Origin of the sequence: Mesorhizobium sp. M0152, assembly GCF_040322415.1 — a bacterium.
GTDB lineage: Bacteria > Pseudomonadota > Alphaproteobacteria > Rhizobiales > Rhizobiaceae > Mesorhizobium.
The window spans coordinates 51656-66338 of sequence record NZ_JAMYTH010000021.1; the positions used below are offsets into that span (position 1 = coordinate 51656).

Genomic DNA, 14683 nt, shown 5'->3' on the forward strand with positions numbered 1-14683 from the left:
TGCTCAGCGAACCCCTTTCACGAGGTCGCGTGCGGCGGTGATGATGTCGGGAACCTGCGGCACAACGGCCTTTTCCAGCTCCGGATTATAGGGGATCGGCGTCTCCGCGCCGCCCAGCCGCACGATCGGCGCGTCGAGATAATCGAAGGCCTCGCTCTCGGCGATCATGGCGCTGATCTCGGCGCCGATACCGAGCGTCTTGACGGCCTCGTAGACGCAAAGCAGCCGCGACGTCTTCTTGACGCTGTCGATGACGGTCTGCTTGTCCATCGGCCGGATGGTCCGGAGGTCGACGACTTCGATATCGATGCCTTCGGACTCTAGCGCCGCCGCCGCGTCGAGCGCCTTCTGCACCATGATCGAAGTGGCAACGATGGTCAGGTCGCGGCCTTCGCGGCGGATGTCGGCCTTGCCGATCGGCACGGTGTAATAGCCTTCGGGCACCGGTCCCTTCACTTTGTAGAGCAGCTTATGCTCGAAGATCATCACCGGATCGGGATCGGCGACCGCCGCCAGAAGCATGCCCTTGGCGTCATAAGGCGTCGCCGGCTGGATGACTTTCAGGCCGGGCACATGGCCAAGCCAGGCCTCCAGGCTTTGGCTGTGCTGGGCCGCGGCCCCGGTGCCGGAGCCGGCCGGAAAGCGCATCACCACGGGAACCGAAACCTCGCCGCCCAGCATGAAGCGCATCTTCGCCGCCTGGTTGACGATCTGCTCCATGGCCAGCGTCGCAAAATCGGAAAACTGGAACTCGAAGATCGGCCGCATGCCGGTGAGGGCAGCACCCACGGCGACGCCCGCACCGCCCAGCTCCGAGATCGGGGTGTCCATAACCCGATCGCTGCCGTAGCGCTCGACCAGATCGCCGGTCACCTGGAAGGCACCGCCATAGACGCCGATATCCTCACCCATCAGGAAAACGCGCTCGTCCATGTCCATGGCGATCGCCATGGCTTCCTGGATCGCCTGGGCGTAGCTCAGTTCACGCACCATCGCGTCCATCACGCCTGCTCCGTGTAGACATAATTTCCAGTGTCGCGAACGTCCGGTGACGGGCTCGCCTTGGCGAATTCGATACCGTCGGCGATCTCCTGCGCCACGGCTTCGCGAATGGCTTCGATGCCCTTGTCGTCGACGAAGCCGAATTCGCGCAGCTCGCTTTCGAACAGGGTGATCGGATCGCGGTTCGACATCCAATCCTCGATCTCTTCCTTGGTGCGATAGCGGTTGCGGTCGCTCTTGGAATGACCGCGATGGCGATAGGTCTTGGATTCGATCAGCGTCGGTCCCTCGCCCGCGCGCGCACGTTCGATAGCCTTGTAGGAGGCCTCGGCGACCTCCGAAAAAATGTTGCCGTTGACGACGACGCCGGGCATCGAATAGGCGGCGGCGCGATCGGCGATGTTCTTGACCGCGGTCGAGCGGGCCGTCGATGTCGACATGCCGTAGCCGTTGTTCTCGCAAACGAAGATCACCGGCAGCTTCCAGACCGCCGCCATGTTCAGCGCTTCGTGGAAAGCGCCTTCATTGTTGGCGCCGTCGCCGAAGAACGAGACGACGACCTTGCCGGTCTTCATCATCTTGGCGGAGAGTGCCGCCCCGACCGCAATCGGAATGCCGCCGCCGACGATGCCGTTGGCGCCGAGATTGCCCTTGCCGACATCGGCGATGTGCATCGAACCGCCGCGGCCCTTGCAATAGCCGGTTGTCTTGCCGAAGAACTCGGCGAACATGCGCTTGACCTCGGCGCCCTTGGCTATGCAGTGGCCATGGCCGCGATGTGTCGAGGTGATCTGGTCATCCTCGCCGAGCGGCATGCAGATGCCCATGGCGCTGGCTTCCTGGCCGATCGACAGGTGCATGGTGCCGTGGATGAGGCCGCGCGTGTAGCACTCCTCCGCGCCCTCTTCGAAGCGGCGGATGAGGTACATCTTATGGAGCACCTCTCTGAGCTGCTCGGCGCTGTACTGGCGATAGACGAAGGGCAGGTTGGCGCGACTGTCCGCCACGGCTTTGCTGGCTGCGGCCATGATCAGGCTCCCACGGTACCGTAGACGAGTTTGTCCTGGCGCGCGCGCAGTTCGGCAATCTTGGATCCCGGCGCAGGCGCCGCGTTGGCATAGGTGATGAGCTCGCCCTTCTTGATCGGCGCGGTTACCGAGCCGCCTTGCAGCAGGCCGCAGGGAATGGCCTTGGCGGCATGCGCTTCCGGCGCCGTCATGATCCAGGCGCGGTAGCAATATTCGCCGATCGCATCGAGCTTCTCGCCGGGCTTCATATCCTTCTTGGCCACGGCGCAGACTTCGGCCACGGGCTTGGCCAGCGGCACCATGTCGGCCTTGCCGTAGAGCACGACGCGGGCGCATGTCAGCGGCACTTCCAGCGACGTCAAATGATAGGGACGATGGAATGTGAAGTACGGGCCCTTGCCCATCTTCAAATCTTCCATGCGCTCCGAGATGCGCGGATGCGACATGTCCGCGACCACGAAGACACCGGGCGCGACACCCTTGCCGATCGAATAGTCGACGACGCCGACCCTCGACAGCACGCCGCCGTCCTTCTGCGGCACGAGGACTTTCGAGAGTTCGCCGAGCGTCGCCGCCGGGCCGTGCATGCCCGCCTTGTCGGGGACAAGACCGGTGGCGTTGGCGATCGCCGCCATCTCGACCATGGTCTTGGAGCCGTCGACGAATTCGACCAGCATGCGCACATTCATGTGCCGGCGCTGGGCTTCCTCCTCATAGGCAGGCGGCGTGGCATCGATGTTGAGTGGATTGTTCTTGCCCTTGCCCGCGGCGACGATCGGATGGCCCATCGCCGAGACGAATTCAATCAGTTCCATGCAGGAGGATGGCTCGTCGCCCGCACCCAGCGAATAGGTGACGCCGAGCCGGTCGGCCTCGCTCTTCAGATAGGCGCCGATGGTGACGTCGGCCTCGACGTTCATCATCACCAGATGCTTGCCGTGCTCCATGGCGCGCAAGCCGATCTCGGCGCCGACGGCGGGAACGCCGGTTGCATCGATGACGACGTCGATCAGGTCATTGTTGATGACCAGGCTGGAGTCGTTGGTGACCGCGATCTTGCCGGCTTCCATCGCCGCCGTCATCGCGGAAGCGTTCGACACCTCGCGCGCATGTCCGGTCTCCTGGAAGGCGATATCCACCGCCTTGCTGGCCGCGGGCAGGTTCAGTTCGGAGATGGCGCCGATCTCGATGCCGGACATATGGGCGACGCGGGTGACGATATCGGTTCCCATCTCGCCGGAGCCTATCAAACCGATGCGGATAGGCTTGCCCGACTTGGCACGTTCCTCAAGATCGCGGGCAAGACCCGTCAGCGAAACATTGGAAGCCATAGCGCTCATTCCTCCCACTTTGCAGGCTGTTCAATTGCTTGACGGGTATTGAACATCTGTATTTCTGTCAAGACTAATGTCCAAATCCGGGTGCTTTTAGCGCACTTTCGCGGAGGCCCTGTCGCGGGCCAAAAGGGGGCAATGGCAGCCGCGGTGCGGGACAGACAGCCACCGGCCGCGACAGGCACCTTATCACGACCGTCGACCTTCTTCGGAACGGAGAAACTGCGCAACCCGGTCAGTCACCGGCCGCGCCGATTGGAAAATCCTGGAAATGGACGATCACTCCATCCGCATCGATCAGGATCACGGCATAGGCGGGCGGCTCGTGCCCCAGGCTCCAGCTCTGAGAGAAATCGAGCGCGCTCTGGTGGTTGGTGCTGCGCAGCGTGCTGACGGGAATACCACGCCAGCTGCCGGCGATCAGCCGATGAACATGTCCGGCGAAGATATGACGGACATTGCCGTGACGCTGGAGTATCTCATGAAAGGCATCGGCGTCGGCCAGCCTGACCTCGTCGAGCACCGGCATGTGTATCCGGAACGGCGGGTGGTGCATGAACAGGAGGACCGACCGGTCCTGCGCCTCTTGCAGCCTTTCATCCAGCCATTCGAGACGCGCCTCGCACAGCCTGCCTTCGACATGCCCGCTGTCCAGCGTGTCGAGCAGGACAAGGCGGCCCTCGCTGCCGTCGACCACGCTCTGCACGAAACCGCGCTCAGCAGCCGCTTCCGGGAACATCTCGAGGAAAAGCGCCCGGTCGTCATGGTTGCCGAGCATCAGCCGCCAGGGCGGACCGAACTCCGTCAATTTTTCCCTCAGCGCTGCGTACGCGGCACGCTCGCCGTCATTGGTGAGATCACCTGATATCACCACCAGATCGGCATCGGCATGGTTCTTGCCGATATCGGCAAGGCAGGCTTCCAGTCTTGCCAGGGGATCCGAGCCGTACAGAAGACCGCCCGGCGTCATCAGATGCGGATCGGATAGCTGGATGATTTTCATGGCCGTGACGCAATGTTTTCCTGCTGGCGCTCGTCGGCACCAGCCGGCAAACCGATCACCCCAGCCAATCCTCTACTGCGCCGTCCAGCCGCCGTCCATCGGCAAGGTCGTGCCGGTGATCTGCCTGGCCGAATCCGAGCACAGGAAGAGCGCGAGTGCGGCAAGCTCCTCAACGGTGACGAATTCCTTGGTCGGCTGGGCCGCCAGCATCACATCGTGCTTGACCTGCTCTTCGGTCATGCCGCGCGCCTTCATCGTGTCGGGGATCTGCTTTTCGACCAGCGGCGTCCAGACATAGCCCGGCGCGATCGAGTTGACGGTGACGCCGTCAAGCGCGGCCTCCAGCGCCACGGTCTTGGTCAGGCCTGATATGCCGTGCTTGGCCGCGACATAGGCGGACTTGAACGGCGAGGCGACCAGCGCGTGCGCGGAAGCCGTATTGATGATGCGGCCCCATTTGCGCGCCTTCATGCCCGGCAGCGCCGCCTTGATGGCGTAGAAGGCGGCCAGCAGGTTGATGCGGATGATGGCTTCCCACTTGTCGTCAGGGAATTCCTCGATCGGCGCGACATGCTGGATGCCGGCATTGTTGACCAGGATATCGAGACTGCCGAACGCGGCTTCTGCCTCGTGCACCATGGCGCTGACCGCCGCGCCGTCCATCATGTTGGCATCGGAGTAGCGGCACTTGACGCCGAAATCCTTCTCGATACCGGCGCGCTCCTGCTCGATTGCCGCCGGATCGCCAAGACCGTTGATGGTGACGTTTGCCCCTTCGGCGGCGAAGGCACGGGCTATGGCCAGGCCGATACCGCTGGTCGAGCCGGTGACGAGGGCGTTTTTCGAAGACAGGGAAGCCATGGCGATCTCTCGAGAAATGGAAGGGAAGGTGACGATATATTTGTGCGTCGCAGCATGACAATGCCAGAGCCATATGTCGATGCGATTACAGCCAGACGACCGGGCCGGCACGGGCTCTCGCCGGGGGTGACGCCGTGGTCGTCAGGGCTGACACGGCAGTGTCATGGTGCCATGCAACACAATCGATTGCGCATTCGCGCGGTCCTTCCTGAGTAATTTTGCCTGAAAGAGCCTTTGGGGGTGCAGCTTGGAAATCGCCGATGTCGTGAAGCGTGCCTATGCGATGCCGCTCACCAACCCGTCTTTCCCGCCGGGGCCCTATCGTTTCTTCGACCGAGAATACATCATCATCACCTATCGCACGACACGCGAGGCGCTCGAGGCGGTTGTGCCGGCGCCGCTGGAGATCGACGAGCCGCTGGTCAAGTACGAATTCATCCGCATGCCAGACTCGACCGGCTTCGGCGACTATACCGAGACCGGCCAGGTCATCCCGGTAAGGTACAAGGGCCAGCACGGCGCCTATGTCCATTCAATGTATCTCGACGACGACGCGCCCATCGCCGGCGGCCGTGAGCTCTGGGGCTTCCCAAAAAAGCTCGCCAGCCCCAAGATCGTGCATGAGGGCGAAGTGGTGGTGGGCACACTGCACTATGGCAGCGTTCTGTGCGCCACCGGCACGATGGGCTACAAGCATCGCGAGGCCGACCACGATTCCGTGCTCGCCTCGCTCGCCGCCCCCAACTTCCTGATCAAGATCATTCCGCATGTCGACGGAAGTCCACGCATTTGCGAACTGGTGCGCTATTACCTGACCGATGTGACGCTGAAGGAAGCCTGGACAGCGCCGGCCGCGCTCGATCTCAGGCCTCATGTCATGGCCGACGTAGCCAAGCTGCCGGTGCTCGACATCGTCTCGGCCGTCCACTTCAAAGCCGATCTGACGCTCGGGTTGGGCGAGGTCGTCCACGACTATCTTGCCGATCACGGCCGGCTCGCAACCAGCGCAACCCAGCCGGAGAAAGTTCGTGCTTGAACGCAACCGAAACAAGGAAGCCGCCGCCACGATCGCGGAGATCTCGGCGCAGTATGACCGCATCGCTTTGGTGTTCCAGGGTGGCGGCGCGCTGGGCGCCTACCAGGCCGGGGTCTATCAGGCGTTGGCCGATGCCGGTTGCGAACCGACTTGGCTGTCTGGCGTGTCGATCGGCGCCATCAACGCCTCGATCATCGCCGGCAATGAATCGAGCCGCCGCCTGCAGCGGCTCGAACAGTTCTGGCAGACGATCTCGGGCCGCAAGATCTGGTCATATACGCCCGAAGGCGACATCTACCGCGACATCCGCAACCGCACCTCCTCGTGGATGACGATGACCATGGGCCAGCCTGGCTTCTTCAAGCCGCGCAACCCCAATCCCTGGTTCGAACAGCCCGGCGCCGCGGGTGCCACTAGCTTCTATGATACCGCCGAGTTGAAGGACACGCTGGAGAGCCTGATCGACTTCGATGTGCTGAACGACGGCAAGAAGCGGCTGAGCGTCGGCGCGGTCAACGTCCGGACCGGCAACTTCGTCTATTTCGACACTGAGAAGGTGCGCATCGGTCCGGAGCACATCATGGCCAGCGGCGCGCTGCCGCCGGCCTTCCCGCCGGTCCGCATCGAGGGCGAATATTACTGGGACGGCGGCATCGTCTCCAACACGCCGCTGCAATATCTGCTCGATCAGGAAGAAGACCGTTCATCGCTGGTGTTCCAGGTCGACCTGTTCAGCGCGCGCGGGGTGTTGCCGCGCAGCATGCCGGACGTGCTGTCCCGCCACAAGGACATCATGTATTCCAGCCGCACGCGCCAGAACACCGACAATTTCAAACGCATCCATGGCCTTAAGATGCGCCTGCTCGATGCGCTGAAGCGTGTGCCGAAGGAACAGCTGACGCCGGCCGAGGAAGCCTTGATCGCGGACTACTCGGATGCCGGCATCGTCAACATCGTGCACCTCATCTACCAGCACAAAGGCTATGAAGGTCACGCCAAGGATTATGAATTCTCCGGTACCTCGATGCGCGAGCATTGGGAGATGGGCTTGGAGGACACGCAGCGCACCTTGCGCCATCGCCAGTGGCTGACGCTGCCGACCAATGCCGAGGGGGTCTCGATCCACGATCTGCACCGCGAGGACCCGACGTAGCTTCCTGATCTCGTCATCCTTGGGCGTAGCGACGCGAAGCGGAGCGAAGACCCAAGGATCCATGCCGCGACCTTAGCCGAAGGACGCAGCGAAGCAGAATTCTGGACCGTGGTGACGCTTCGGAGTCCCGGCATGGATCCTAGGGTCTGCGCCGCGTCGCTGCGCTCCTTGCTTCGCCCCAGGATGACGAAGCTTTGGGTGTTTCGGCCAATCTCGCAGGTGTGTTCCGCGTCAATACAAACGCGAATACCTCCTCGAAATCTGCCGACTTGAACACGGTACTCCTCAAAGAAAAAGGCAGCGCCGATCACCGGCGCTGCCTTTTCTGAACCTGCTTGCTCCACTCAGAAGACCTGGCGGAAGACGATGAACAGCACGAAGGCGAGCGCGATCGAGCACGGCAGGGTCAGCACCCACGCCAATAGCAGGTTGCGCACGGTCGACCATTGCAGGCCTGAACCATTAGCGGCCATCGTTCCGGCGACGCCCGACGACAGCACATGGGTCGTCGACACCGGCAGACCGAGCCGGTCGGCCATGCCGATGGTCACCATCGCCACGAGTTCGGCCGCGGCTCCCTGGCCATAGGTCAGATGGCTTTTGCCGATCTTTTCGCCGACGGTGACGACGATCCGCTTCCAGCCGACCATCGTGCCGAGGCCGAGCGCCAGGGCAACGGCGATCTTCACCCACAGCGGGATGAACTTCGTCGCGTTGTCGACGGCCTTGTGGTACTGGGTGACCGCCTTGAGGTCGGCAGCCTCCATCGGCAGCAGCTTCTTCTTGTCGATCAGCTTGAGCGCCTCACCGATCAGGTAGATGTCGTTGCGGGCATTGCTGACCAGACCGGTCGGCACTGTTTCGACCGAAGCGTAGGGCTGGAGCGAAGCGGTCGTGTTGTGGATGTAGGTCTGCAGGGCGACTGTCGTCTGGTCGCTCCAGGTCCTGGTGCGGACCGCGTCCTGAACGGCCGCTTTGGCGTCGGCGACGATGACACCGGGCTTGGCATATTTGCCCAGCGCCTGCTCGACGCTGACCGAGGCCGATTTGTAGGCTTCGAGATAATTGACGTCGGGCGTGCGGTTCAGTGCATAGGCGGTCGGCACCACGCCGATCAGGATCAGCATGATCAGTCCCATGCCCTTCTGCCCGTCGTTGGAACCGTGCGCGAAGCTGACGCCGGTGCAGGTGAAGATCAGCAGCGCGCGGATCCACCAGGGCGGCGGCGCGTTGCCCTTTGGCGCCTCATAAAGGGCCGGGTTGCGGACCAGGAGCTTCATCCCATAGAGCAGGATCGCGGCGGCGAAGAAGCCGATGATCGGCGACACCAGCAGGGTCGTGCCGACACTGGTCGCCTGCGACCAGTCGACGCCGCTGGTGGCGCTGCCGGACGGCGCCGTGAACTGGTTGGCAAGGCCGACGCCGATGATCGAACCGACCATCGTGTGCGAGCTCGAAGCCGGCAGGCCGAGGAACCAGGTGCCGAGGTTCCACAGGATCGCGGCGACGAGCAGCGCGAACACCATGGCGAAACCTGAGGAGGAACCGACCTGCAGGATGAGCTCGACCGGCAGCAGCGACAGGATGCCGAAGGCGACCGCGCCGCTGGACGTAAGAACCCCTAGAAAATTGAAGGCGCCCGACCACATGACGGCGAATTCGGCCGGCAGCGAGCGCGTGTAGATGACGGTCGCCACCGCATTCGCGGTGTCGTGGAAGCCGTTGACGAATTCGAAGCCGAGCGCGATCAGCAAGGCGATGCCGAGCAGGATCCACGGCACGGTCTTGGCCACCGCCAGGTCCTGGCTGAGCGCGTAGCCGACATAGACGATGCCGGCCAGCACCAGCACGCCGAAGGCGGGCAGGAACCACTTGGCGCCGCCCGGCCGCTCAAGCGGATGATCCGGTCTCGGAATGCCCGCCTCACTAGAAACGATATCCACCATGTCCCACTCCTTTTGCATTGCAGCAAAGAACCGGGAGGGACGCTAGGTCCGCACGATGAACCCTGTGTGACGATGTCGAGCATGGTGCGGGAATGCGCCCGGGTGAAACGCCTGTCAGGATCGCTTCTTGGAGGCTTGTTCAACATCGGGCGAACCGGCGATTTCCAGCAAGGAGGACACCAGCAACTGCCGTTCGTCTTTGGACAGCACATCCGAATCGAAGAGGTTCATGCTGCGCAGCCCCTCGATGGCGAGATAACAGACCAGCATCGACTTGAGATCCGGCGTCTCGCCTTTCAGCCGCTCGAAGAGTTGCCGCTTGAATGTCTTTATCGGCGTCATGAAATCGGGATCCTCGGCGATCGCCGAAAAGATCCAGGATGCCGACGGTTGCGATTCCTCGCAGTCATCGGCCGACAGCCTGATATAGGCGGCAAGCGGGCTTTCATCGCCGGCATCATTTTTGCGCGCCGTCTCCAGCGCCTCTTCGAATTCACGCAGATATTCCTCGACCAGCCCCTGCATCAACTTGGCCTTGGTCGGGAAATTGTAGAGCAGTCCACCCTTCGATACGCCGGCGCGATTGGCGACGGCATCCAGCGACAGGCTGCCGGGCCCGGATTCCCGGGCGACATGCGCCGCCGCGGCGAGAATTTTCTCGCGCGAGTTCGTTCGTTGGGCTCTCATGGCGCCTCCCATCGCAAGCTTAGGCCCAATTGACAAGACCGTCCAGACGGTACAGTAAGTCCGCCATTATTTGAAATCGGGACCCGCAGTCGATATGAGTCCCGATGTCCGCGCTTCGCGCCGGATTTTCGACTGAGGGGACCTTCTTGTTCAAGCGCATACTCCGTATTGCCATCATCGCCCTGGTTCTGCTCGTGCTGGTCGTCGTGGTCGGCGGCATTGTCGGCTTCAACTTCCTGCGCGAAAACGGCATCAAGCAATATTTCGCCACCATGAAGCCGCCGGCGGCGACCGTATCCACGACCGTCGCCAGGCCGTCGAGCTGGACGCCAGGCGTCGAGGCGATCGGCACGGTCAGGGCCGTGCGCGGTGTCGACCTGACGGTCGAGACCACCGGCATCGTCAAGGACATCCTTTTCCATGCCAACCAGAAGGTGGCGGACAATGCGGTCCTGCTGCAACTCGACGCGGGCGTCGAGCGCGCCGATCTCGATGCGCAGAAGGCGCAGGCCGCGCTCGACCAGACATCGCTGGCCCGCGCACTCGAGCTGACGAAACGTGGCGTCGGTTCCGACAGCACGCTCGATACGGCGCGCGCCGCGGCCTCGGCCTCTGCGTCTCAGGTCACCAAGCTGCAGGCCGTGCTCGACCAGAAGCAGCTGACTGCGCCTTTCGGCGGCACGGTGGGCATCCCGAAGATCGATATCGGCCAGTATCTGGCGCCCGGCACAGCCGTGGTGACGTTGCAGGATCTCGAAACGATGCGGGTCGATTTCTCGGTCCCCGAACAGCAGCTTCCGCTGCTCAAGATCGGCCAGACGATACGGCTGGGCCTGGGCACTGGGGATATGCCGTTTGCCGGCGCCATTCGCGGCATCGACCCGAAGATCGACCCGTCCAGCCGGCTGGTGAACATCAGGGCGGAAGTCGCCAATCCCGATGGCAAGCTGACCCCTGGCCAGTTCGTGCAGGTGCGTGTCGAATTGCCCGAGGAGCAGAACGTGCTGGCGTTGCCGCAGACGGCGCTGACCACCAGCCTCTATGGCGATTACATATTCGTGGTGCAGCAGGCGAAGCCAGCCGAGGCGCAGCCGGCCAAGCCGGAAGAAAAGCCCGCCGCGGCGGCAACCGACAAGCCGGCGGACGCCAAGCCCGCGGTTGAGGCCAAACCGGCGACCGATGCGGCGAAACCAGCGGACAAGGCGGCTGCCGATCAAGCCAAGCCGGCCGCGGAAGGCGAGAAGCCCGCCCTGGTCCTGTCGCAGGTATTCGTCAAGCCTGGCCGCCGCAATGACGGCATGGTCGAGATCGTCGAAGGTCTCAAGGCTGGCGATGAGGTTGTCACCGCAGGCCAGAACCGCCTCTTCAACGGCATGTCCGTCAAAGTCGACAACACCATCGACCCGACCAAATCGGCGAACAAGCAGGCCGCCCAGCAATGAGCGTTTCCGATCTCTTCATTCGCCGGCCCGTCCTGTCGACGGTCCTTGCCTGCATGATCCTGCTTCTGGGCTTCCAGGGCATTTTCGGCCTGTCGATCCGGCAGTATCCGAAGGTTGACGAAACCGCGATCACCATCACGACGGCCTATCCGGGCGCCAGCGCCGACCTGATCCAGGGCTTCATTTCCGCCCCGATCGCGCGCGCCGTCGCCTCGACCGAGAACATCGATTACGTCACCTCGTCGAGCCGCCCGTCCTCCAGCACCGTGACGGTGCAGATGAAGCTCGGTTCCAACCCGGACGTCGCGCTGACCGAGGTGCTGTCAAAAGTCCAGGGCGTGCGCGGCACCTTGCCGGACGCTTCCAAGGATCCCGTCATCGTCAAGGGCACCGGCCAGCAGTTCGCGATGATGTACATCTCGATGCAGAATCCGAACATGACGAAGGAGCAGCTGACCGAGTATATCGAGCGCGTCATCAGGCCCCGCATGTCGACGGTCGAGGGCGTCGCCGACGTGCAGATCTTCGGCGCCCAGGAATATTCGATGCGCGTCTGGATCGACCCAATCAGGCTGGCCGCGCGCGGCGTGACGGCCGCCGAGGTGCTGTCCGCGATCGACAATTCCAACTTCCTGTCGGCGCCCGGCAACACCGAGAACGAATATGTCGTCTCCTCGATCACCGTGCGCTCGACGCTGCAGACCCCGGAGGCCTTCGCCGAGCTGCCGCTGCGCTCGACCGACGGCAATGTGGTGCGGTTGCGCGATGTCGCTCGTGTCGAACTCGGCGCCGAAAACACCGACACCAGGGTCTCCTTCAACGGCAAGCCGGGCACCTTCCTCGCCATCTTCCCGACCCCTGCTGCCAATCCGCTGACCACGGCGGCGGCTCTCACCAAGCTCGTGCCGCAAATCCAGGAGACGCTGCCGAAAGGCATGACGATCGAGGTCGTCTACGACGCGACGGAGCAGATCAGCGCCTCGATCGAAGAAGTGTTCAAGACCATCGGCGAGGCTGTTGCCATCGTCGTCGTCGTCATCCTTTTGTTCCTTGGCTCCTTCCGTTCGGTAATGATGCCGATCGTCACCATCCCGCTGTCCCTGATCGGCGTCTGTTTCCTTTTGTTCGCGGTGGGTTATTCGATAAACCTTCTGTCGCTGCTCGCCATGGTGCTGGCGATCGGTCTTGTCGTCGACGACGCCATCGTGGTGGTGGAGAACATCCACCGCCATATGGAGGAAGACCACATGTCGCCGATGCAGGCGGCGTTCAGCGGCATGCGCGAAATCGCCTCGGCCATCGTCGCCATGACGATGACGCTGGCCGCCGTGTTCGCGCCGCTGGCCTTCACCGGTGGCCTCACCGGCGCGTTGTTCCGCGAATTCGCCGTCACGCTGGCCGGCTCGGTGGTGCTGTCGGGCGTTATCGCCATCACCATCACCCCGATGATGTCGGCGCGCCTCCTGAAGTCCGGCACGCCGGGCCGTTTCCAGCGCATCGTCGACGGCACTTTCGCGCGGGTCGAGCACGTCTATGAGCGGGCTGTCACCGGTTCGTTAAACTATCGGCCGCTGACGCTGCTCATCGTGCTGGCGCTTGTCGGCGTAACCGGCTTCATGTTCACCAAGACGTCGAGCGAACTGGCGCCGGAAGAGGATCAGGGCTTTCTGCTCTCGATTGTGACGGCGCCGCGTTATGCGACCTCCGATTACACCGAGACATACGTGAACCAGATTCTCGGTCTGGTGAAGGATATCCCGGAAACACGGGCGCAGTTCTCTGCCGTCGCCTTCAGTGGCACCACGAACAGCGCCTTCGTCGGCTATGCCTTCAAGGATTGGGCGGAACGCAAGCGCAATTCGAAGGAGCTGCAGGCCGACATCACGGCTCGTATCGGCAAGGTGGCGGGTGTCGAAGCCTTCGTCTTTGCGCCTCCGACGCTGCCGGGTTCCGGCGGCGGCCTACCCATCGCCATGGTGGTGCGCTCGACCGGCGAAGCTTCCGAGGTGTACGAGGTGGCCGAGCAGATCAAGAAAAAGGCGCAGGCCTCCGGCCGCTTCATCGTCGTGCAGAATTCGATGGCCTACGACGCGCCGCAGGTGACGGTGACCATCGACCGCGATCGCGCCGCGGCGCTCAACCTGCCGATCGCCGATATCGGCCGCACGCTGACGCTGCTGGTCGGCGGCGCCGAGGTGGCGCAGTTCGACCGCGACTCCAACAGCTACGACATCATCCCGCAGGTGCCGCGCCAGTTCCGTGACAATCCCGAAAAGCTCGGCCAGTATTTCGTGCGCAGCGTGACGGGCGAGATGGTGCCGCTGTCGGCCGTGGTGAAGATTTCGACCAATGCGGCGCCGGCCGCGATCGAGCAGTTCAACCAGCTGAATTCATCGACGATTTCCGCGCTGCCGCTGCCCGGCGTCACCACGGGCGACGGATTGCAAGCCCTCGAAGACATCGCCAGGGAGAGCCTGCCCGACACCTTCTTCATCGACTATTCCGGCCAGTCCAGACAGGAGAAGGAACAGGGCAACACGATCCTGATTGCCTTTGCCGCGGCCGTTGTCGTCATCTATCTGGTGCTGGCAGCGCAGTTCGAGAGCTTCCGCGATCCGCTTATCATCATGATGGCGGTGCCGCTGTCGATCTTCGGCGCCATCGTGCCGCTCAATCTGGGCCTCGGTACGCTCAACATCTACACGCAGGTCGGCCTGATCACGCTGATCGGCCTGATCACCAAACACGGCATCCTGCTGGTCGAGTTCGCCAACCAGCAGCGCGAGGCCCACGGCATGCGGCGGCATGACGCCATCATCGCCTCGGCCAAGGTCCGCCTGCGGCCGATCCTGATGACCACGGCGGCGATGGCACTCGGCGTGGTGCCGCTGATCACGTCCAGCGGCGCCGGTGCCGCGGCCCGCTATTCGATGGGCCTGGTTATCTTCACTGGCATCCTGGTCGGCACCATGTTCACGCTTTTCGTCGTGCCCATGTTCTACACTTTCATCGCCAGCAAGGACCTGCCGCACCATGCCGAGAAGCCGGATCCCAAGCTGATGCCGGCATTGCAGGACTAGGGCAATCCAGGAAAGTATGTGTGACGATTTCCGTCTCCGGCCTTTTTTGGCTGGGCTCGACCGCTGGAGCTTCCCGGCGGGAGCTTTGACGAGGGCGCGGCAGCGTGCGCC

At 63.0% G+C, this 14683-nt stretch carries 11 protein-coding genes; 4 read left to right on the forward strand and 7 right to left on the reverse strand.

The features are described from left to right. Positions 1–3: 3 nt before the first annotated feature. The 5 genes from NKJ26_RS20705 to NKJ26_RS20725 all read right to left on the reverse strand — a co-directional run bounded on the left by NKJ26_RS20705 (position 4) and on the right by NKJ26_RS20725 (position 5228). Positions 4–1002 carry an alpha-ketoacid dehydrogenase subunit beta gene (locus tag NKJ26_RS20705; RefSeq protein WP_352696774.1) on the reverse strand — a complete coding sequence of 333 codons (999 nt, stop codon included), beginning with the start codon at positions 1000–1002 and terminating at the stop codon, positions 4–6. Beyond that, positions 1002–2030, reverse strand: a complete 1029-nt coding sequence (locus NKJ26_RS20710) for a thiamine pyrophosphate-dependent dehydrogenase E1 component subunit alpha (RefSeq protein ID WP_352605836.1) — start codon at positions 2028–2030, stop codon at positions 1002–1004. Before NKJ26_RS20710 ends, NKJ26_RS20705 begins: the two co-directional genes overlap by 1 nt. Positions 2031–2032: 2 nt before the next feature. Then, complete coding sequence (locus tag NKJ26_RS20715) at positions 2033–3361, reverse strand: NAD(P)H-dependent oxidoreductase (RefSeq protein ID WP_352696776.1); 1329 nt, start codon at positions 3359–3361, stop codon at positions 2033–2035. A 238-nt stretch (positions 3362–3599) separates the two neighbouring features. Then, positions 3600–4367, reverse strand: a complete 768-nt coding sequence (locus NKJ26_RS20720) for a phosphodiesterase (RefSeq protein WP_352696778.1) — start codon at positions 4365–4367, stop codon at positions 3600–3602. A 72-nt stretch (positions 4368–4439) separates the two neighbouring features. After that, on the reverse strand, positions 4440–5228 hold the full coding sequence (locus NKJ26_RS20725) for a 3-hydroxybutyrate dehydrogenase (protein WP_352696780.1): 789 nt from the start codon (positions 5226–5228) through the stop codon (positions 4440–4442). Between the two features lie 247 nt (positions 5229–5475). Here NKJ26_RS20725 and NKJ26_RS20730 point away from each other — a divergent pair, with 247 nt between their 5' ends. Both NKJ26_RS20730 and NKJ26_RS20735 read left to right on the forward strand, forming a co-directional pair. Continuing rightward, entirely contained in the window at positions 5476–6264 is a 789-nt protein-coding gene (locus NKJ26_RS20730) for an acetoacetate decarboxylase (RefSeq protein ID WP_352696781.1), read from the forward strand. Continuing rightward, positions 6257–7417, forward strand: a complete 1161-nt coding sequence (locus NKJ26_RS20735) for a patatin-like phospholipase family protein (protein WP_352696783.1) — start codon at positions 6257–6259, stop codon at positions 7415–7417. Before NKJ26_RS20730 ends, NKJ26_RS20735 begins: the two co-directional genes overlap by 8 nt. 344 nt (positions 7418–7761) lie before the next feature. Here the strand turns inward: NKJ26_RS20735 and NKJ26_RS20740 are convergent, their stop codons facing one another. Both NKJ26_RS20740 and NKJ26_RS20745 read right to left on the reverse strand, forming a co-directional pair. Further along, positions 7762–9363: an inorganic phosphate transporter gene (locus NKJ26_RS20740; protein WP_352696785.1), complete on the reverse strand. Its 1602-nt coding sequence runs from the start codon at positions 9361–9363 to the stop codon at positions 7762–7764. 114 nt (positions 9364–9477) lie between these two features. After that, entirely contained in the window at positions 9478–10050 is a 573-nt protein-coding gene (locus tag NKJ26_RS20745) for a TetR/AcrR family transcriptional regulator (RefSeq protein WP_352696787.1), read from the reverse strand. A gap of 146 nt (positions 10051–10196) precedes the next feature. On the opposite strand from NKJ26_RS20745, the gene NKJ26_RS20750 reads away from it, so the two are divergent. Beyond that, positions 10197–11492 (forward strand): efflux RND transporter periplasmic adaptor subunit, encoded by a 1296-nt coding sequence (locus tag NKJ26_RS20750; protein WP_352696789.1) that lies wholly within the window; start codon positions 10197–10199, stop codon positions 11490–11492. Then, the gene (locus tag NKJ26_RS20755) at positions 11489–14572 is read left to right on the forward strand and encodes an efflux RND transporter permease subunit (RefSeq protein WP_352696791.1); all 3084 of its coding nucleotides are present in this window, start codon (positions 11489–11491) and stop codon (positions 14570–14572) included. Before NKJ26_RS20750 ends, NKJ26_RS20755 begins: the two co-directional genes overlap by 4 nt. The last annotated feature ends 111 nt before the right edge of the window (positions 14573–14683 follow it).